Origin of the sequence: Pigmentiphaga litoralis, from assembly GCF_014651835.1 — a bacterium.
Classification (GTDB): domain Bacteria; phylum Pseudomonadota; class Gammaproteobacteria; order Burkholderiales; family Burkholderiaceae_B; genus Pigmentiphaga; species Pigmentiphaga litoralis.
The window spans coordinates 1,758,233-1,776,552 of the sequence record NZ_BMXQ01000001.1; the positions used below are offsets into that span (position 1 = coordinate 1,758,233).

The window sequence follows — 18,320 nt, forward strand, 5'->3', positions numbered from 1 at the left end:
CGTCAACCAAAGATCGCGACCATGCAACAGCTTCAATTCACACTCACCCGCGAGTTCATTCTCCTCTGTGATCTGCTCAAAGCCACGGGCGTGGCCGATTCCGGAGGGATGGGCAAGGCGATGGTGGCCGATGGCCTGGTGAAGGTCGACGGGCAGGTCGAGCTGCGCAAGACCTGCAAGATCCGGGCGGATCAGATCGTCGAATTGGGCGACGTGCGTATCCACGTCCTGCCCATCGAGGCTTAAGAAGCGTAACAGCTGAAGGAACGACGCGTGCTCAGTGCGCCTGCTCCCAGTTCTTCCCGACGCCCGTCTCGGCCAGCAGCGGCACCTTCAGTTCGGCGACGCCGCACATCAACGCAGGCAGCCGCTCGCGCATCACGTCGACCTCGGTTTCCGGCACTTCAACCACCAGTTCATCGTGCACCTGCATGACGATGCGTGAGCGCATGCCGGACTCGTCGAGCCAGTCCTGCACGGCCACCATCGCCAACTTGATCAGGTCGGCCGCCGTGCCCTGCATGGGCGCATTGATGGCAGCGCGTTCGGCGGCCTGACGGCGGGGTCCGCTGCCGCCGTTGATCTCGGGCAGCCACAGGCGGCGGCCAAACACGGTCTCGACATAGCCGCGTTCATGCGCCAGCGCGCGCGTTTCTTCCATATACCGCGCCACCCCCGGATAGCGGGTGAAGTAGCGGTCGATGTAATGCTTGGCCGCGTCGCGCTCGATGCCCAGATTGGCCGCAAGCCCGAATGCACTCATGCCGTAGATCAGGCCGAAGTTGATGACCTTGGCATACCGGCGCTGCTCCGAACTCACTTCTTCGAGCCTGGCCGAAAATATCTCGGACGCCGTCGCGCGGTGGATGTCCTCGCCGGCGGCAAAGGCCTTGAGCAGGCTCTCGTCGCCGGAAATGTGCGCCATGATCCGCAGCTCGATCTGTGAATAGTCGGCCGACACGATCACATTGCCCTCGTCGGCCACGAAGGCCTCGCGCACACGGCGCCCTTCCACCGTGCGCACCGGGATGTTCTGCAGATTGGGGTCGCTCGACGCCAGCCGGCCAGTCACGACCGCGGCCTGCGCATAGCGGGTGTGGACCCGCCGCGTGGCCAGATTCACCATCTTGGGCAGCTTGTCGGTATAGGTGCCCTTGAGCTTGGACAGGCTGCGATAGGTAAGCAGCGCCTTGGGCAAGGGGAAGTCTTCAGCCAGCTTGGACAGCACGTCTTCGTCGGTAGACGGCGCGCCGCTGGCCGTCTTCTTGACGACCGGCAACTTGAGCTTGTCGAACAGGATCTCGCCCAACTGCTTGGGTGAATTCAGGTTGAAGGGCTGGCCCGCCAGCTCATACGCGCGCTGTTCCAGCGTCATCAGTTCCTGGCCGATCACGTGGCTTTGCCGCGCCAGTTCATCGCTGTCGATGCTGACGCCGTTGCGCTCGATCACGGTCAGCACGCGTGACACGGGCATCTCGATCGCGTACACCGTCTTCAGCTTCTCGTCGGCGTCGATCTTGGGGAAGAGGACGTTGTGCAGTTGCAGCGTGAAGTCGGCATCTTCGGCGGCATAGTGCGAGGCGGCGTCGATCGCCACTTCATCAAAGCAGATCTGCTTGGCGCCCTTGCCGCACAGTTCTTCATATTGCACGCCGCTGCGGCCCAGCCAGCGCTGCGCCAGGTCGGCCAGGCCCACTCCGCGGTGCGATTCCAGCACGTAGGCCTGCAGCATGGTGTCGTGCCGGACGCCGCGCAGGCTCACGCCCTCGTTGGCAAACACGTGGGTGTCGTACTTGGCGTTGTGCAGCAGCTTGGGGGCGTCGGCGTTTTCCAGCCAGGGCTTGAGCCGGGCCAGCACCTCGGCCAGGGGCAATTGGTCCGGTACGCCGCCGTAGCGGTGGGTCAGCGGGAAATAGCAGGCCTGACCCGGCGCGGTCGCGATCGAAATGCCGACCAGCCGCGCCTGCATTTCCACCAGGGAATTGGTTTCGGTATCCAGGGCGACCAGTTCGGCCGCCTCGATCCGCGCCAGCCAGGTATCGAACGTCGGCCAGTCCATGACGGTGTCGTACTCGACCGTCTCGGGCGCCGCCGGCAGGTCGGTCTGCACGCGCGAGTCGCCTTCAGGCACCCGCTGCGCATCACCGGTGATCTCGCGCACCCAGGTGCGGAAACCATAACGTTCGTACAAGGTTTCGAGCGTGTCGCGTTCGATCGGGCGCGGGCGCAGCGACTCCAGGTCCGGGATTTCCTTGGCCAGGTCGCAGTCCGTGCGAATCGTGACCAGCTTGCGGGTCAGTTCGAAATTCGGGATGGCCGCGCGCAGATTGTTGCCGGCCACGCCCTTGACGGTATCGGCCTGGCGGATCAATTCCTCAAGCGAGCCATACTGCGTGATCCACTTGGCCGCCGTCTTGGGGCCGACCTTTTCCACGCCGGGGACGTTGTCGACCGTATCGCCGATCAGCATCAGGTAGTCCACGATGCGCTCGGGCGGCACGCCGAACTTGGCGATCACGCCGTTGATGTCGAGCGTTTCGGCGCTCATGGTGTTGACCAGGGTGACGTGGTCGTTCACCAGTTGGGCCATGTCCTTGTCGCCCGTCGACACGATGGACTTGACGCCCTGCTTGGCCGCCATGGTGGTCAGCGTGCCGATCACGTCGTCGGCTTCGACCCCTTCGATGGAGATCACCGGCCAGCCCATGGCGCGTACGGACAGCACGATAGGCTCGACCTGGCGGGCCAGGTCATCGGGCATGGACGCACGGGTCGCCTTGTACTCCGGATACATATCGTCGCGGAAGGTTTTGCCCTTGGCGTCGAAAATGCAGGCGATATAGTCTGCCTTATGATCGTTCAACGCTCGACGCAACATATTGAGCACGCCATACAGGGCGCCGGTCGGCTCGCCCTGCGCGTTGCGCAAGTCGGGAAGGGCATGAAACGCGCGGTACAAGTAACTCGAACCGTCGACCAACAGCAACGTCTTGATCATGATCAAACACACAGAAATTCAAACTAGCGAAGAAAGTCCAGACACCAAAGACCCGCGGGTCGAGGCAAAGAACACACGGCGGATACCGGGGTTGCGCGATGTCGTGAACGCTGAACGCGCCACGGCGACCAAGGCGCGGGAGTCGTGGCATCTGCTGGGGATTATGTCAGAGTTCTTCGAGGCGTCTGAACGGCTGGCCCAGATTCGCCCCGCGGTCAGCATCTTCGGCAGTGCCCGGATCAAGAGCGATTCCCCCCTGTACGAAAAGACCGAAAAGATTGCGCGGCTGTTGTCCGACGCGGGCTTTTCGGTGATCTCCGGCGGCGGGCCGGGCATCATGGAAGCGGCCAACAAGGGCGCCTACGCCGGCGCCAGCCCCAGCGTCGGCCTGAACATCGAACTGCCCTTCGAACAGACCCACAACGCCTGGCAGAACATCAGCCTGTCGTTTCGCCACTTCTTTCCGCGCAAGGTTGCGTTCGTGAAATACGCGTCGGCCTATGTGGTGCTGCCAGGGGGGTTCGGGACGTTGGACGAACTGTTTGAAGCGCTGACCCTGGTGCAGACCACGCAAAGCCGTCGCATGCCCATCATCCTGGTGGGCAGCGAATTCTGGGCAGGCCTGCTGGACTGGATCCGCGCCCAGCCGCTGGCGCAGAAGCTGGTGTCGGTCGGCGACCCGGACCTGCTGCAGGTGATCGACGATCCGCAAGAGATCGTCGATGCCATCTTCGATTTCTACCAGGCCGAAGGTTTCACGCAGTCGCCCGGCGAACGCGAGCGCCTGCTCAATCTCTGAGCCGGGCCCGTGCCCTGGCTCCCCCGGCGCCTTCTGCCTGGTCCCCTGCCCTCACGCCATCAGCCCTGCGGCGCCGCCATCAGTTCCGGCGTGGTCGTGGGCGGGCGGCGCTTTTTGGCCGTCTGCTGCCAGCCGTAGCCGATCTTGAACAGCGTGGGTTCGTCAAACTCGCGCGCCAGTAGCTCCAGTCCCACCGGCTGCGCCGGCGTCGTGGCCCCGACCGGCGTCGCAAAACCCGCCACGACGGTCATGGCCGGAAAGCCGCTGTACGGGCTCAGGCGGTTGTTGCTGCCGGAGTTGGGCGAGCTGCCCACCGCCGTGTTCAGGCCCTGCAGCACCGGGTACACCAGCACGTCGAAGGGCGTGCCGCCGTTGTTGCCCAACGCCTTGGTCACCCGGGTGATGACGACGGTGTCGCGCTCGCCACTGGTGTAGGTCAGGTAGGCCGGCTTGCTTTCCTTGTTCGTGCCGTTGGCGCGATAGCCTTCGAAGCTGTTGACGAAGGTCGGCTCCAGCGTCGACAGCAGGGTCGACACCTCGTCGTAGGACCGCGGGTGCCCGTCCCCCGTGGACGGCCACGACAGCAGATACTCGGTCAGGTTGTCCTTGAATTCGTAGCCCGACAGGCTCGGATAGCCCAGCACCGTGGTGCGGTCGTCGATGTCGATGTCCTGCAGGACGGCGCCCGCTGCAGCCATCTCGGTCAGGGCGGTGTTGAGCGCATCCAGGAAAGGCTGGTTGGCTGCCGTGGCGGCCGGAAACATGCTGCGCACCACGCCGATGCGCGCACCGCGCAAGCCATCGGCCCGCAAAGACGTGGTGTACGTGGTCGGCACCTTGGTCGCCGCCGCATAGGCGCCGGCGTTGGGGAACAGCGGCGCGTTGTAGGTCTTGGCCGCCCGCTGGCCGCTGCCCGCGGATGGGTCAAAGCCCACCATGGCGTCGAGCAGCACGGCGCAGTCTTCCACCGTCCGGCACATGGGGCCGGCGGTGTCCTGCGCGTGGGCGAGCGGCACGATGCCGTCCTGGCTGACCAGGCGCAGGCTGGGCCGGATGCCGATCAGGGCTTCCAGCGCCGACGGCACCCGCACCGACCCGCCGGTGTCGGTGCCCAGGCCGACCATGGCAAAGCTGGCGGCGATGGACGTGCCCGTGCCGGATGACGAACCGCCCGGTCCCTTGGTCGGGTCGTAGGCATTCTTTGCCTGGCCGCCCACGGCCGATCGGCCGACGAAGCCAAACGCGTATTCGTCCAGATTGGCCTTGCCCAGGATGATGGCGCCCGCCGCGCGGATCTTGCGGATCGTGTAGGCGTCGTCGGGCGGCTGATTGTTGGCCAGCGCCAGCGACCCGGCGGTGGTCTTCATGTCGAAGGTGTCGAAGTTGTCTTTGGCCAGTACCGGGACGCAATGCATCGGACCCGTCAGGTTCTGGGTGCCGAAAAAGGCGGCGTCGAGCTTGTCGGCCTCGGCCAGCGCGTTCGGGTTGATCGCGATCACGCTGCGCAGCGCAGGGCTGGCCGGAAAGGCCGCCGTGGGCTCCTTGTCGTAGGCGTTGATGCGGGCGATATAGCCCTGCACCACGTCACGGCACGACAGTTGGCCCTGCTTCATGGCGGCATGCATGCCGGCAATGGTGGCCTCGACCAGCGGGAACGGCGCACGGTTCGGATTGAGCCGGATCACGGTGTCCTGGTCGCTGCCGCCGCACGAGGCAAGAATGGCGCACACGATCGAACTGCTGGCGAACACGCCCAGCGGCCGCAGCTTGATGCTCACAGTCATGGAAGTCCTTGATGATGCGCCGCGAGTCGGCCGAACAGCCTATCCCCCGCCAGCCCTGCATCGAGGACTGCCCGCGGCACAGTGCATCGAGCACGATCCATGCCAAATTTGGCGGATCTTCACTGCGGATGGGCCGACGCAAAGCGATCACGGGCGGCGCCCGCAGGGAACGCTTTGCGGCGGCGTGCTGCGCTCGCGCCAGCCGCCCTGAGCCAGTCGATTGTCAGCCAGACCTCGGTCAGACACTGGCCACACATCCGCGCACCACCGCCGCTCGCCGCCCGCACGATCCGCGTGCCCTCACTCCCTTTATTAGTGCGTCGCGGCGCGCCCGCCACATGCCGCCGGAAGCGTTGCGGCTAGAATGCTGCCAAGCACCGCATTCCGACCTCCTTCACAAGTTATCCATGGCCGTCTTCACCCCCGTCGACGAGGCTGACGCCCGTTCGTTGCTCCAGCGGTTTTCGCTCGGCGAGCTTCGTTCTTTGCGCGGCATCTCATCCGGCATCGAAAATACCAACTATTTCCTGTCGACGACCACGGGCGAATACGTCCTGACGCTGTTCGAGCGGCTGACGCACGCGCAGCTGCCGTTCTACATCGACCTGATGAGCCACCTGGCCGAGCACGACGTGCCGGTGCCGCATCCTCAAGTCACGCACGATGGCACGCGCATTACCGAAGTGCATGGCAAGCCCAGCGCGATCGTGACGCGGCTGCCGGGCCAGTGCCAGATGCAGCCCGGTACGGTGCATAACGCCCTGGTGGGCGCCACCCTGGCGCGCATGCACCTGGCCGGCCAGGACTTTCCGATCGTCCAGCCCAATCTGCTGGGCGTGGAGTGGTGGGCCAGGACAGCGCCCATCGTGGCGCCGCATCTGCCAGCCAACGCCGCCGACATGCTGCGCGACGAAGTCGCCGCGCAAGTGGCGTTCGCGGCCACCGACGCCCCGCGCGGCCTGCCCTGCGGCCCGGCGCATTGCGACCTGTTCCGCGACAATGTCCTGTTTGCAGGCACGCCCGACGCGCCCGAACTGGGCGGCTTCATCGATTTCTATTTTGCCGGCTGCGACACGTGGCTGTTCGACGTGGCCGTCTGCATCAACGATTGGGCCATCACCCACGCCACCGGCGAGATCCGCGCCGACCTGGCTGACGCCTTCCTGGCCGCCTATGCCGCCGAGCGCCCGTTCACCGACGCCGAACGTGCCGCCTGGCCCCTGATGCTGCGCGCCGCGGCGCTGCGTTTCTGGATGTCCCGGCTGTTCGACTTCTACCTGCCCCGTCCGGCTCAGACCTTGACGCCGCACGATCCCACCCATTTCGAGCGCATCCTGCGGCTGCGCCGCGCGCACACTCCCCTGGTCCTGCCCTGATGACATTCGTTTTTGCCGCCACGCCTTCTCGCCTTCAAGGAGACGCGTGATGCAAGCCGCCTCGCTGCCCATGAGCGCCGGCTGGCACTGGGTCCGTGACGGATTCGGCCTGTTCAAGCGCCAGCCCATCGCCATGTTCACCTGGGCACTGACGATCGGCTTTCTGGTGCTGGTCGCCACCATGATCCCGCCCATCGGGCCGCTGCTCTTCGTGACCCTGATGCCGGTGGTCACGGTGATGACGCTGGTGGCCTGCCGCCAGATTCTGGCGGGCAAGGCCGTCATGCCGCTGCGGCTGTTCCTGATCCTGAAGACGCCCGGCCTGGCCAAACGGCTGTTTGGCATGGGCGCCGTGTACGTGGTGATCGTGATGCTGGCGGGCATGGTCGCCTTCCTGCCCTTCATGGACACGCTGCGCGATGCGCTGCAAGGCGTGACCGACGACGATCTGTCGCCCGTGCTGGCCGCGATGCGCACGCCGATCATCCTGTTCGCGATTTTTTATGTGTGCGTGGCCGCGATGTTCTGGCACGCGCCGGTGCTGGTCGCCTGGCACAACCTGAGCCTGCGCAAGGCGCTGTTCTTCTCCGCCGTGGCCTGCTGGCGCAACAAAGGCGCCTTCATCGTCTACGGGCTGGTGTGGTTCGGCGCCGTGGCCGGTCTGGAATTGCTGGGCAGCCTGCTCGAAGGCATCGGCCTGCCCGAGGGCGTGGCGGGCCTGGTGCAGATGCCGCTCAACTTCTTTGCCGCCGCAGTGCTGTATTGCAGCTTCTACCCGGCGTACGAAAGCGTCTTTGGCGAGCCCGACACGCCTGAAGCGCAGCAAATGATTTGACCTGAGTCTAAATAACCCGTATAAAGATAGCGCACGATTTTCAAGTTACGAGTTGCTGTACAAATTGGTGAGCCTGCGGTGGCTGGTCGGTTGAACCCTGGTGGTATGTCCCTTGTGGTCATCCCCCCGCCACCGGAGTCAGGTAATGCTCAGGTTGTCCATTGTCTCTACCCTTGATGGTCTTGCATTCAAGAGCAGTCACCCCACAATGTATTAAGGATTAGAAATAATGGAAACCGGTACCGTCAAATGGTTTAACGACGCCAAGGGCTTTGGATTTATCACGGCTGATGCAGGCGGCGACGATCTGTTTGCACACTTCTCGGAAATCCGCACGGAAGGCTTCAAGTCCCTCCAAGAAAACCAGAAGGTCAGCTTTCAAGTGACCACCGGCCCGAAGGGTCGTCAGGCTTCCAATATCCAGCCTCTGTAATTTCTATTGCAGAAAGCCCCCTACGGGGTTTTTTGGCGATGGGGCAACTTTGTTGCCCCATTTGTCGTTTCCGCGACAAAGCTTCCGCAGTACTCTTAGAGCACACCGCTCGCGCTCCCCATGCTTCGCCTCTTGTCGGGTGCCGATGGCGTCGGATAGCGTCGATCGTGTCGGGTCCCTGTCATGGGGCCCACGCGTAATTTCTTGCATCCTGGCGATGCATCGGAGAATCACATATGGCTAAAGAAGACCTTATTGAAATGGAAGGCGTCGTCGCCGAAGTGCTTCCGTCCACCAGCTTCCGGGTGACCCTGGAAAACGGCATGGAAGTCGCGGCCTACGCCTCGGGCAAGATGCGCAAGCACCGGATCCGTATCCTGGCTGGCGACAAGGTGACGATGGAACTGTCGCCCTATGACCTGACCAAGGGACGCATCAGCTTCCGCCACAAGGACGAGCGTTCGGGTCCCCCGGGCACGCCACGTCCTCCCCGTCGCTAAGCGTTTTGCGTTCCGCGCCTGTAGCGCGGGTAGATCTGCCGCGTGTGTAGTAATTCGCCTGTCGCGCCGTGCTGGTTTATTGTCTGCACGAGCCAGGCCGCAGTAGCTGAATCGTTAGCGTGCGCAGCCAGACGCGCGTTGGCCGACACCGGGGTTTCTTTCCCGGCACGCCGACCGCCGCGACGGCCGCCGCGCTGGGTTCATCCGGCCGTCAGACCGGATCCAGCTTGGCCACGCCAAGCGCAAGGGTCTTTGTGCCCGAGCCACTGAAGTTGATCTGCACCTGGGCATCCAGCCCGGCGCCTTGCAGGCGAACGATCACCCCTTCCCCGAACCGGGGATGCGACACGCTTTGTCCCACCATGTACGTCTTCCCGTTGACCTCGACGCCTGCCGGCGCCGTGCGTCGGCTCGAGTACGTCTCGGCCGCGCCGACGTAGCCGTGCACATCCTTGCCCCGGCTACGGCCCATGCTGACGCCGTCGGCCGATTCGCTGTCGATCCATGCCGATGACCGTCCCCAGGCGGGCGTGCTGTCCATGCCTTTGGCCAGGCCCATCTTGGGCGTGAGCCACTTCAGGGACTCTTCCGGCACTTCGGTCAGGAAACGCGACCGCATGTGGTAGCGGGTCTGGCCGTGCAGCATCCGTGTCTGCGAAAAACTCATGTACAGGCGTTCGCGCGCTCGCGTGATCGCCACATACATCAGGCGGCGTTCTTCTTCCAGTCCGGCGGGTTCAAGGATGCTGTTCTCATGCGGGAACAGGCCCTCTTCCATCCCCGAAATGAACACGGCTTCGAACTCCAGGCCCTTGGCGGCGTGCACCGTCATCAGTTGCACGGCGTCCTGGCCCAGGCTGGCCTGGTTGTCGCCGGCTTCCAGCGCCGCATGCGACAGGAAGGCAGCCAGCGGTGACGGCAGCACCTGTGCGGTCTCGGGCAGGGTCGTGGCCAAGGCGCCCGCATCGTCCGACGCATACCCGTCTTCGGACGCAAAGGCCGCCGCGGCGTTCACCAGTTCGCGCAAGTTCTCGATGCGCTCGGTGCCTTCCTTTTCGGTCTGGTAGTGGGCGATCAGGCCGCTGGCCTCGATCACGTGTTCAACGATTTCATGCAGCGGCAGGTTCTGAGTTTCGAAGCGCATGCGGTCGACCAGCGACGCGAACTGCGCCAGGTTGTTGCCGCCGCGCCCGGCCACGTGTCCCACGGCCGAATACAGGCTGATGGCATGGGTGCGGGCAATGTCGGCCTGCTGTTCCAGCGTGCGCGCGCCGATGCCGCGCGTCGGGAAGTTCACGACGCGCATCCAGGCGGTGTCTTCGTGCGGATTTTCCATCAGCCGCAGGTAGGCCAGCGCGTGCTTAATTTCCTGGCGTTCAAAAAAGCGCAGGCCGCCGTACACCTTGTAGGGCACCTGGGCGGAGAACAGCGCATGTTCCAGCACGCGCGACTGGGCGTTGCTGCGGTACAGGATGGCGATCTGGCTGCGCAGGCGCCCGTCGTTGACGAGCGAGCGGATCTCTTCGACCACCCACTGCGCTTCCTGCTGGTCGGACATTGCCTCGTACACCCGGATCGGTTCGCCGTGGCCGCGATCGGTCCACAGATTCTTGCCGAGCCGGCCCGAGTTGTTGCGGATCAGCGTGTTGGCCGCGTCCAGGATGTGCCCATACGACCGGTAGTTCTGTTCCAGCCGGATCACCTGGTCGGCCGCAAAGTCGCGTTCGAATTCGGCCATGTTGCCGACGTTGGCGCCGCGGAAGGCATAGATGGACTGGTCATCGTCGCCTACGGCAAAGACGGCGCCACCGCCGCCCGCCAGCAATTTCAGCCAGCGGTACTGCAGGCGGTTCGTATCCTGGAATTCGTCGACCAGGATGTGGCGGAAACGGTGCTGGTAGTGCTCGCGGATCGGGGCGTTGCGCGACAGCAGCTCGTAGCTGCGCAGCAGCAGTTCCGAAAAGTCGACCACGCCTTCGCGCTGGCACTGCGCGTCGTACATGCCGTACAGCTCGACCAGCTGGCGGTTGAAGTTGTCGTTGGCTTCGACGTCGGTGTGGCGCAGGCCCTCTTCCTTGGACCCGTTGATGAACTGCTGCACCTGGCGCGGCGGGAATTTTTCGTCGTCGATGCCGGCGCCCTTGAGCATCCGCTTGATCGACGACAGCTGGTCGGCGGTGTCCAGGATCTGGAAGGTCTGCGGCAGGCCGGCGTCGCGGTGATGCGCCCGGAGCATGCGGTTGCAGAGCCCGTGGAAGGTGCCGATCCACATGCCGCGGGTATTGATGGGCAGCATGGACGTCATCCGCGTCAGCATCTCGCGGGCCGCCTTGTTCGTGAAGGTGACCGCCATCAGGCCGTGCGGGCTGACCTGCCCTGTCTGGATGAGCCAGGCCATGCGCGTCGTCAATACACGCGTCTTGCCGCTGCCCGCGCCGGCCAGCACCAGGGCATGGCGAGGCTCGAGGGTGACGGCGGCAAGCTGGGGGGGATTGAGATTGTCGAGCAAGGACATTGGCAGTCTTTCACAAAACGGAATAGCGGCAGGCAGTCTAGCACTTACCCCACCCCTGCCTCGGCGCTACACCCCCATGTAGCGCGTCCACAGGCTGCGATCGGCGGCCAGGTCGGGCGATGACCCCGTCCACACAACGTTGCCCCGCTCCAGGATCACATGCCGGTCAGCAAATTCCACCAGCCGTTCCACGTACTTGTCGACGATCAGCGTGGTCTGGCCGGCGGCCTTCAGTTGCGTCAGGCAGCGCCAGATCTCGTCGCGGATGACCGGGGCCAGGCCTTCGGTCGCCTCGTCCAGGATCAGCAGGCGCGGATTGGTGGACAGCGCCCGGCCGATCGCCAGCATCTGCTGTTCGCCGCCCGACAGCTGGTTGCCCAGGTTCTGGGCGCGTTCCTTCAAGCGGGGAAACAGGCCGTAGATGCGGTCCAGCGTCCATTCGTCCTTGCGGCCGTTGCGGTTGTCGGCAAAAGCCACCAGGTGTTCCCGCACGCTCAGGTTAGGGAAGCACTGGCGGCCTTCGGGCACGATGGCCATGCCCAGCCGCGCAATGGCGTCGGGCCGCATGCCCCGTGTCGACTTGCCGGTAAAGTGGATGTCGCCGCCCTGCGGGGCGAGCGAGCCCACCAGGGTCTTGATCGTCGTGCTCTTGCCCATGCCGTTGCGACCAAGCAGGGTGACGACCTCGCCTTCGCGGATGTCGAAATCGATGCCGAACAGCACCTGGCTGGCGCCGTAGCCGGCTTCCAGGCCGCGGCAGGACAACAATGCGTTGGCGGTCATGCGTGCGCCTCCGTGCCCAGGTAGACCCGTTGGACTTCGGGGTTGGATTTGATGGCGGCGGGGGTGCCCGACGTGAGCACCTTGCCGTAGACCAGCACCGTCACGCGGTCGGCCAGCTGGAACACCGCGTCCATATCGTGTTCGATCAGCAGAATGGCCATGTCGGTACGCAGGCTGCGGATCAGATCGATCATGCGGGCGGATTCATCCTGCCCCATGCCTGCCATGGGCTCGTCCAGCAACAGCAATTTGGGCCGCGCCGCCAGCGCCAGCGCCACGTCCAGCTTGCGCTGCCCACCGTGCGGCAAGGCGCCGGCGATGTGGTCGAACTCGTGCTGCAGGCCGACCCGTTCGGCCAGGCCCATGGCGGTGTCGAGCAGTTGGCGGTCGTGTTCACGGTTGCCCATGAAACGGAAGCTGGACCCGCTGTGCGCCTGCGCGGCCAGCAGCAGGTTGTCGCGCACCGACGCGTCGCGAAAGATGCTGGTGACCTGAAAGCAGCGCGACAGGCCGGCGCGCACGCGCTGGTTGGAACGCAGGCGGGTGAGGTCGACGCCGTCCAGTTCCAGGCGGCCCGCATCGACCGGCAGCAGGCCAGAGATCAGGTTGACCAGCGTGGACTTGCCGGCGCCGTTCGGCCCGATCAGGGCGTGCACTTCATTCGGGCCGACATCCAGGTCCACATGGTCGGTGGCGGTCAGGCCGCCGAAACGCTTGACCAGGCCCTGGGCTTGAAAGAGGCTCATGGCGTCACCTTGAAAGAACGTTTGGTCCGGACGTCGGCCAGGGCCGCAATGCCGCGCGGTGCAAAGAACACCAGGAAGATCAGCAAGGCGCCCAGCGGCCAGTGCCAGTATTCGGTATAGCCACGGAACAGCTCTTCAAGCGCGATCCACACGCCCGCGCCGATCGGGCCGCCCCAGCGGCGGCCCACGCCGCCCAGCAATACCATCACGATCATGGTGGCCGACTGCGTCCAGTTGATTACCGACGGGCTGACAAAGCTGTTGTGCGTGACCAGCAAGGCGCCCGCCAGGCCGGCCAGTGCGCCGGCAATCACGAAGGCCACCAGCTGGATCGCAAACACCGGGTAGCCCAGCGCCAGCATGCGGGTTTCGTTGTCGCGCGTGCCGACCAGGGCGTGGCCAAAGCGCGAGCGTGTCATCCGGTTCAGCCCCACGAACAGGATGGTGACGATGGCCAGCACGACCCAGTACAGCGTCGCATCATGGGCGCTGTCCAGGCCGAAGCCCAGGGCCGGACGTTGCGGCAGGTTGTAGCCGTCGTCACCGCCATAGGCGTTTACCGAGACCGACACGTAATAGATCATCTGCGCAAAGGCCAGCGTGATCATGATGAAGTAGGCGCCGCGGGTGCGCAGCGATACCAGGCCCACGACCGCCGACACCAGCCCGGCCACGACCGCGGCCGCGCCCCACATCGCCCAGGCCGACGTGAAGCCGGCATCGGACATGGCAACGAGGGTGTAGGCGCCGACGCCGATGAACCCGGCCTGGCCCAGCGCAACCATGCCGCCGTAGCCCAGGATGAAATTCAGGCCCGCCACGGCAAGCATGAAGATCAGGGCGCGGCGCACGAAGCCGACGTAATAGTCCTGGCCCAGCGCGGGCGCGATCCAGGGCAAGGCGATCAGCACGGCAAGCAGCAGCCAGGGGCCGATCTTGAGCAGGCGCGACATGACCGGACGGGTGTCGCGGGGAGCGGCATGGGCGGCGCGCGGCGTGACAGCCGCTGCCGAAGCCGGGGTGGCCACGGGAGGAATGACAGTAGACATGATGCTCCTCAGGCTCGGGCAGGAAAGAGGCCGGCCGGCTTGAACGCCAGCACGCCCGCCATCAGCGCGTAGATCGCGATGCCGGTCAGCGCGGGCGCCAGGTCGGCGGCAATGCTTGGCGGCAAGGTCGCGCGCAGCATGGGCGGCAAAAAGGCCCGTCCGGCAATGTCGACCAGGCCCACCAGCATGCTGGCGATGAACACGCCGCGGATCGACCCGATTCCGCCGATCACGATCACCACCAGCGCAGGAATCAGGATGGCTTCACCCATGCCGATCTCGACCGCTGAAATCGGTCCCATCAGCGCACCGGCCACGGCGGCCAGCGCCGCGCCCAGCAGGAATACCCAGGTAAAGATGCCGCGCACGCGCACGCCCATCAATTCGGCCATCTTGCGGTTGGACGCGCCCGCGCGCACCAGCATGCCGACGCGCGTATGGTTCACCAGCAGATACAGGCCCAGCGCGATCGCCAGGCCCGCGCCGAGGATCACCAGGCGATAGGACGGATACGGCAGGTCGGGCAGGATCTGCACCGGATTGGTCAAGCCGGCCGGCGTGGGCGCCATCAGGGGCGACGGACCCCAGATGGCCTTGACCACGTCATCGGCGATCAGGATCACGCCAAAGGTCGCCATCACCTGCGCCAGGTGGTCGCGGCCATACAGGCGGCGTACCAGCAGCAATTCAAGCAGCAGCGCGACCAGCATCGTGACCGCCACCGCGGCCAGCACCGCGGCAATGAAACTGTTGGTCTGGGTGTGGACCGTCGCGGCCACGTAGCCACCAGCCATGAACAGCGAGCCGTGCGCCAGGTTCATGGTGTCCATGATGCCGAACACCAGCGTCAGGCCGGCCGCAAGCAGGAACAGCATGAAGCCGTACCCCAGGCCGTTGAGCAGTTGCTCGATGACAAATATCGAATCCATAGTGTTCTGTATCCCGGATTGAAGCAGTGCCACGACCGAAGAAGGACGCCGCCGCGAACGCCGCAGCGCCCGTTGCAGAGCCCTTCTTCGGGACGCCCTTTACATCATCTTGCAAGCGTCGTGATACGAGTCCTGGTACTTCTCGAGCACCTTGCCCAGCGTCTTGTTGGTGATGACGCCCTGCGCATCCTTGCCGATCAGGCGGACGTAATAGTCCTGGATCGGATAGTGGTTGTTGCCGTAGGTGTACTTGCCCCGGATCGACGAATAGTTCGCCGCCTTGATCGCCTTGACCAGGGCGGGACGATCGGCCACCTTGCCGCCCACGTCACGCACCGCGCCGTCCATGCCCATGATCACGTCAAAGGCCTGCGCGGCGTAGATCGATGGATAACGCTTGTACTTCTTGCGGAACTCGGCCACGAAGGTCTTGTTGGCCGGCACGTCCAGGTCGTGCGCCCACAGCGCGGTGTTAAACAGGCCCAGCATCGGTTCGCCCACGGCCTGGATGATGTCTTCGTCACCCGAAAACGCCGGCGCGATCAGCGTGATGTCTTTCGACAGGCCGGCCGCCACGAATTGCTTGATGAAGTTGATCCCCATCGCGCCCGGCAGGAAGAAGTAGAGCGAATCGGGCTTGGTGGACCGCAACTGCGCAAGTTCAGCCGAATAATCGAGCTGACCGAGCTTGGTGTAGATCTCGTCGGCCACGGTGCCCGTGTAGCGGCGCTTGAAGCCGGTCAGGCCATCCTTGCCGGCCGGATAGTTCGGCGCGATCAGCACCGTCTTCTTGAAGTTCTTGTCCGACGCGAACTTGCCGGCCGATTCATGCGCGGTGTCGTTCTGATAGGTGCCGAAGAAGTAGGCGTTGCACTGCGCGCCGGCGTACTGGCTCGGGCCGGGGTTGCTCGAAATGTAGGGCACCTTGGCGGCAAACAATGCGGGGCCGACGGCCAGCGCCACGTTCGATCCGGTCGGGCCGGAGAACAGGTCGATCTTGTCGCGCTGAATCCAGCGTTCCACCAGCTGGCGCGCCTGGTCGGGGTTGCCGGCCATGTCGGTCTGCAGGAACTCGGCCGGCTGGCCACCCAGCTTGTTGCCCAGCATTTCGATGGCCAGGTTGAAGCCGTCGCGCTGTTCCGCGCCGGTGGCGGCAAAGGGGCCGGAAATATCGAGCGCAAGGCCGACCTTGACCGGCGCGGCGGTGGCGGCAACGGCGGCCGTGGCCAGGCCCAGGGTCGCGCAAGCCAGGGCCAGACGCTTCATGACGAGTGCGTGTTCGAACATTGCGGGTGCTCCGTAAGGGTGGAAACTGCAAAAAAGGAACAACGAAGACGGGCAGGTTGCAGCAGGCAACGTCAGGCAGCCGTGCCGACCTGAACCCGGCCGTCGACCACCCGGACCGGAAACACCTTGACGGCCTTGGTGACCGGCTCGCTCATCGGCTCGCCCGTGCGGATCGCGAACTTGCCCTGGTGCAAGGGGCACTCGATACAGTCGTCTTCAATGAAGCCGTCCGACAATTTGGTGCGGCCGTGGGTGCACTTGTCGCGCAGGGCGAACAGGTCATCACCGATACGGAACACGGCGATTTCAATGCCATCGGCAACGACCGGCGCAACCTCGCCATCATCGAAATCGGCGGGGGCGCCCACATCGAACCATTCGGTGGCGGCGTCCTGGAAAACTCAGCAGACATGGTGGACTCCGTCATCGATCAGATAGGCGTGGCGAGCAGGGTCTGCACACGGGACGTGTCGAACACGGCGCTCTTGCGCTTGTATTTCCAGCCTTCGCCGGTGCGCACCACGACGTCCTTGTAGACGCCCGCCTGGTACACGAACGACTCGCCATTGCCGCGCGTCTGCACCACGACATAGTTGGACGTCGTCTCGACCGTGTCGGCATCGATCTGCGTGATCTGCATGCCCGAGGTCATGTGGCGGTAGGTGTGTTCCTCGTAGATGTTGGCGTGGCGCAGCGACAGGACGCGGTCGCGCAGCATGCGCTGGCTATCGCAATAGATCACGCCGATCTTCAGGCCCATGTCGGCGTTTTCCTTCGGGATGATTTCGTAGAAGCAGTCCTCGACGAACAACGTCGGCCACGCTTCCAACTGGTCGTTATCGAGCACGCTCACATACCGTTCCTGAAGACTGTGCATCTCGAACCACAACAGCATTTTTTCCATCATTTCGCTCATCTCTCTTTAATAGCCCATCAGCTTCTGGTAACCCACCCAGAAACGGCGGATCAGGCTCTCGGTCACCATGGTGTCCTGCAGGTCCGGCTTGTCGCGCGCCATCGCGATCAGCGAATGGGCGTCGCCGTCGCGCACGGTGCCGCGCTGGACCAGTTCGGTCGCCTCGGTATCTTCCATCGAGATGTAGCCGGCCGGGCCCACCAGGTTGGCCTGCTTGATGCGCAGCGCGCGCATTTCCGGCGTGTCGTCGGTGTAGCCAAAGAAGTGGAAGATCAGCTCGAAGTTGTCCGGCCCCTTGGGCAGCAGCTGGCGAGCGACCAGGGTGTTGTGGATCTGCTGGATCACCAGTTGCGGAAAGATCGGCTGGATGTGGTTGGTCATGTCCTCGTCAAATTCCGAGATCATGCCCAGCACCGAATCGTCTTCCAGCGCGAAGCCTTCATCGAATGACCGGATGGCCTGCGTCTTGTAGGCCGACGACGTGTCGTCTTCGGTCTTGGTGGCCGTGATGATGCTGTGCAGCCCCGTCCTGGCATCGGGGATCGTGCGGGCCTTCATGCCCACGCGGAAGATGTTGAAGGTGGTGTGGAACAGGTGCAGCAGGCTGGCGTGATAGGGATCCTTCACGTTTTCCAGGTATAGCTTCCAGTTGGACTTGGAGTACTGGCGCGTGCAGCCCAGGTATTCGATCGGCTTGTGGAAGACGCGGTCAACAAACGGCCGCATTTCCGGGCCGATGTAGTCGGCCAGGGGCTCGACGATCGGGCTGAAGGTGGCGAACACCAGGCCCTTGTAGCTTTCGACGCGCAACTGGCGCATCGCATGGTCCTTGGGGTTGAAGTCGGCCGGCATGCCGGGGCTGCCGCCCTTCTGCCCACGGCGGAATGGCACGCCTTCCAGATTGCCTTTGGTGTCGTAGCTCCACTGGTGGTAGACACAGGAATGGCTGGACGCATTGCCCCGCGCCTTGCGGCAGACGATCGCGCCGCGGTGCGCGCAGCGGTTGACCCAGGCAGCCAGCTCGCCTTCGGCGGTGCGTGTCACCACCACTGGCGTATCGCCGATGAACGTGCTCTTGAAATCGTTGGGATTCGGAATTTCGGCTTCGAGCGCCAGAAAGCTCCAGGTCGGACCGCGGAAGATCTTTTCCTGTTCCCGCTCAAAGACTTCCTGAGAACTGAACACCTTATAGGGCACGCCCGCACCATCAGCGTGCGGAAAGCGCAGCATGGGGTGTTCGCTGGCGGCCGATAGGCCTGCTTCCTGTACTGCGTCCATATGAACCTCCGGGAATATCGAAAAACCGTGTCGAGCTCATTGTGGGCAGCTACCGGGTGCGGCTCTAGCCGTTTCTGGCAGCATGGCCCCGC

General features: G+C 64.3%; 17 protein-coding genes. 6 read left to right on the forward strand and 11 right to left on the reverse strand.

The genetic code is table 11. The annotated features are described in order from the left end of the window. Positions 1-21: 21 nt before the first annotated feature. Positions 22-246 carry an RNA-binding S4 domain-containing protein gene (locus IE116_RS07765; RefSeq protein ID WP_189611276.1) on the forward strand — a complete coding sequence of 75 codons (225 nt, stop codon included), beginning with the start codon at positions 22-24 and terminating at the stop codon, positions 244-246. Positions 247-277: 31 nt separating this feature from the next. On the opposite strand, the gene polA is transcribed toward IE116_RS07765, so the two are convergent. Next, positions 278-2,998, reverse strand: a complete 2,721-nt coding sequence (gene polA, locus IE116_RS07770) for a DNA polymerase I (RefSeq protein ID WP_189611278.1) — start codon at positions 2,996-2,998, stop codon at positions 278-280. Between the two features lie 103 nt (positions 2,999-3,101). Here polA and IE116_RS07775 point away from each other — a divergent pair, with 103 nt between their 5' ends. Continuing rightward, entirely contained in the window at positions 3,102-3,797 is a 696-nt protein-coding gene (locus tag IE116_RS07775; protein ID WP_373302967.1) for an LOG family protein, read from the forward strand. Positions 3,798-3,856: 59 nt separating this feature from the next. On the opposite strand, the gene IE116_RS07780 is transcribed toward IE116_RS07775, so the two are convergent. Beyond that, a complete protein-coding gene (locus tag IE116_RS07780; RefSeq protein ID WP_189611283.1) occupies positions 3,857-5,581 on the reverse strand; it encodes an amidase family protein in 1,725 nt (574 codons plus the stop codon). A 407-nt stretch (positions 5,582-5,988) separates the two neighbouring features. Here IE116_RS07780 and IE116_RS07785 point away from each other — a divergent pair, with 407 nt between their 5' ends. The 4 genes from IE116_RS07785 (at position 5,989) to infA (ending at position 8,725) form a co-directional block, all read left to right on the forward strand. Continuing rightward, the gene (locus tag IE116_RS07785; protein ID WP_189611284.1) at positions 5,989-6,957 is read left to right on the forward strand and encodes a homoserine kinase; all 969 of its coding nucleotides are present in this window, start codon (positions 5,989-5,991) and stop codon (positions 6,955-6,957) included. Between the two features lie 49 nt (positions 6,958-7,006). Then, positions 7,007-7,792, forward strand: a complete 786-nt coding sequence (locus IE116_RS07790) for a BPSS1780 family membrane protein (protein WP_189611287.1) — start codon at positions 7,007-7,009, stop codon at positions 7,790-7,792. A 229-nt stretch (positions 7,793-8,021) separates the two neighbouring features. Continuing rightward, on the forward strand, positions 8,022-8,225 hold the full coding sequence (locus IE116_RS07795) for a cold-shock protein (protein ID WP_179586448.1): 204 nt from the start codon (positions 8,022-8,024) through the stop codon (positions 8,223-8,225). A gap of 236 nt (positions 8,226-8,461) precedes the next feature. Then, positions 8,462-8,725: a translation initiation factor IF-1 gene (infA, locus tag IE116_RS07800; protein ID WP_189611288.1), complete on the forward strand. Its 264-nt coding sequence runs from the start codon at positions 8,462-8,464 to the stop codon at positions 8,723-8,725. A gap of 211 nt (positions 8,726-8,936) precedes the next feature. Here infA and IE116_RS07805 read toward each other — a convergent pair whose 3' ends face one another. The 9 genes from IE116_RS07805 to andAc form a co-directional block, all read right to left on the reverse strand. Next, positions 8,937-11,240, reverse strand: a complete 2,304-nt coding sequence (locus IE116_RS07805) for a UvrD-helicase domain-containing protein (RefSeq protein ID WP_189611290.1) — start codon at positions 11,238-11,240, stop codon at positions 8,937-8,939. Between the two features lie 66 nt (positions 11,241-11,306). Next, positions 11,307-12,023 carry an ABC transporter ATP-binding protein gene (locus tag IE116_RS07810; RefSeq protein ID WP_189611293.1) on the reverse strand — a complete coding sequence of 239 codons (717 nt, stop codon included), beginning with the start codon at positions 12,021-12,023 and terminating at the stop codon, positions 11,307-11,309. After that, entirely contained in the window at positions 12,020-12,769 is a 750-nt protein-coding gene (locus IE116_RS07815) for an ABC transporter ATP-binding protein (RefSeq protein ID WP_189611294.1), read from the reverse strand. Before IE116_RS07815 ends, IE116_RS07810 begins: the two co-directional genes overlap by 4 nt. Beyond that, entirely contained in the window at positions 12,766-13,722 is a 957-nt protein-coding gene (locus IE116_RS07820; protein ID WP_189614507.1) for a branched-chain amino acid ABC transporter permease, read from the reverse strand. Before IE116_RS07820 ends, IE116_RS07815 begins: the two co-directional genes overlap by 4 nt. Positions 13,723-13,826: 104 nt before the next feature. Beyond that, positions 13,827-14,747: a branched-chain amino acid ABC transporter permease gene (locus IE116_RS07825; protein WP_189611296.1), complete on the reverse strand. Its 921-nt coding sequence runs from the start codon at positions 14,745-14,747 to the stop codon at positions 13,827-13,829. Positions 14,748-14,846: 99 nt separating this feature from the next. After that, a complete protein-coding gene (locus IE116_RS07830; RefSeq protein WP_189614508.1) occupies positions 14,847-16,013 on the reverse strand; it encodes an ABC transporter substrate-binding protein in 1,167 nt (388 codons plus the stop codon). A gap of 92 nt (positions 16,014-16,105) precedes the next feature. Continuing rightward, positions 16,106-16,402: a non-heme iron oxygenase ferredoxin subunit gene (locus IE116_RS07835; protein ID WP_189611298.1), complete on the reverse strand. Its 297-nt coding sequence runs from the start codon at positions 16,400-16,402 to the stop codon at positions 16,106-16,108. A gap of 62 nt (positions 16,403-16,464) precedes the next feature. Further along, a complete protein-coding gene (gene andAd, locus IE116_RS07840) occupies positions 16,465-16,950 on the reverse strand; it encodes an anthranilate 1,2-dioxygenase small subunit AndAd (protein ID WP_189611300.1) in 486 nt (161 codons plus the stop codon). 6 nt (positions 16,951-16,956) lie between these two features. Next, complete coding sequence (andAc, locus tag IE116_RS07845; RefSeq protein WP_189611302.1) at positions 16,957-18,228, reverse strand: anthranilate 1,2-dioxygenase large subunit AndAc; 1,272 nt, start codon at positions 18,226-18,228, stop codon at positions 16,957-16,959. Between the last annotated feature and the right edge of the window lie 92 nt (positions 18,229-18,320).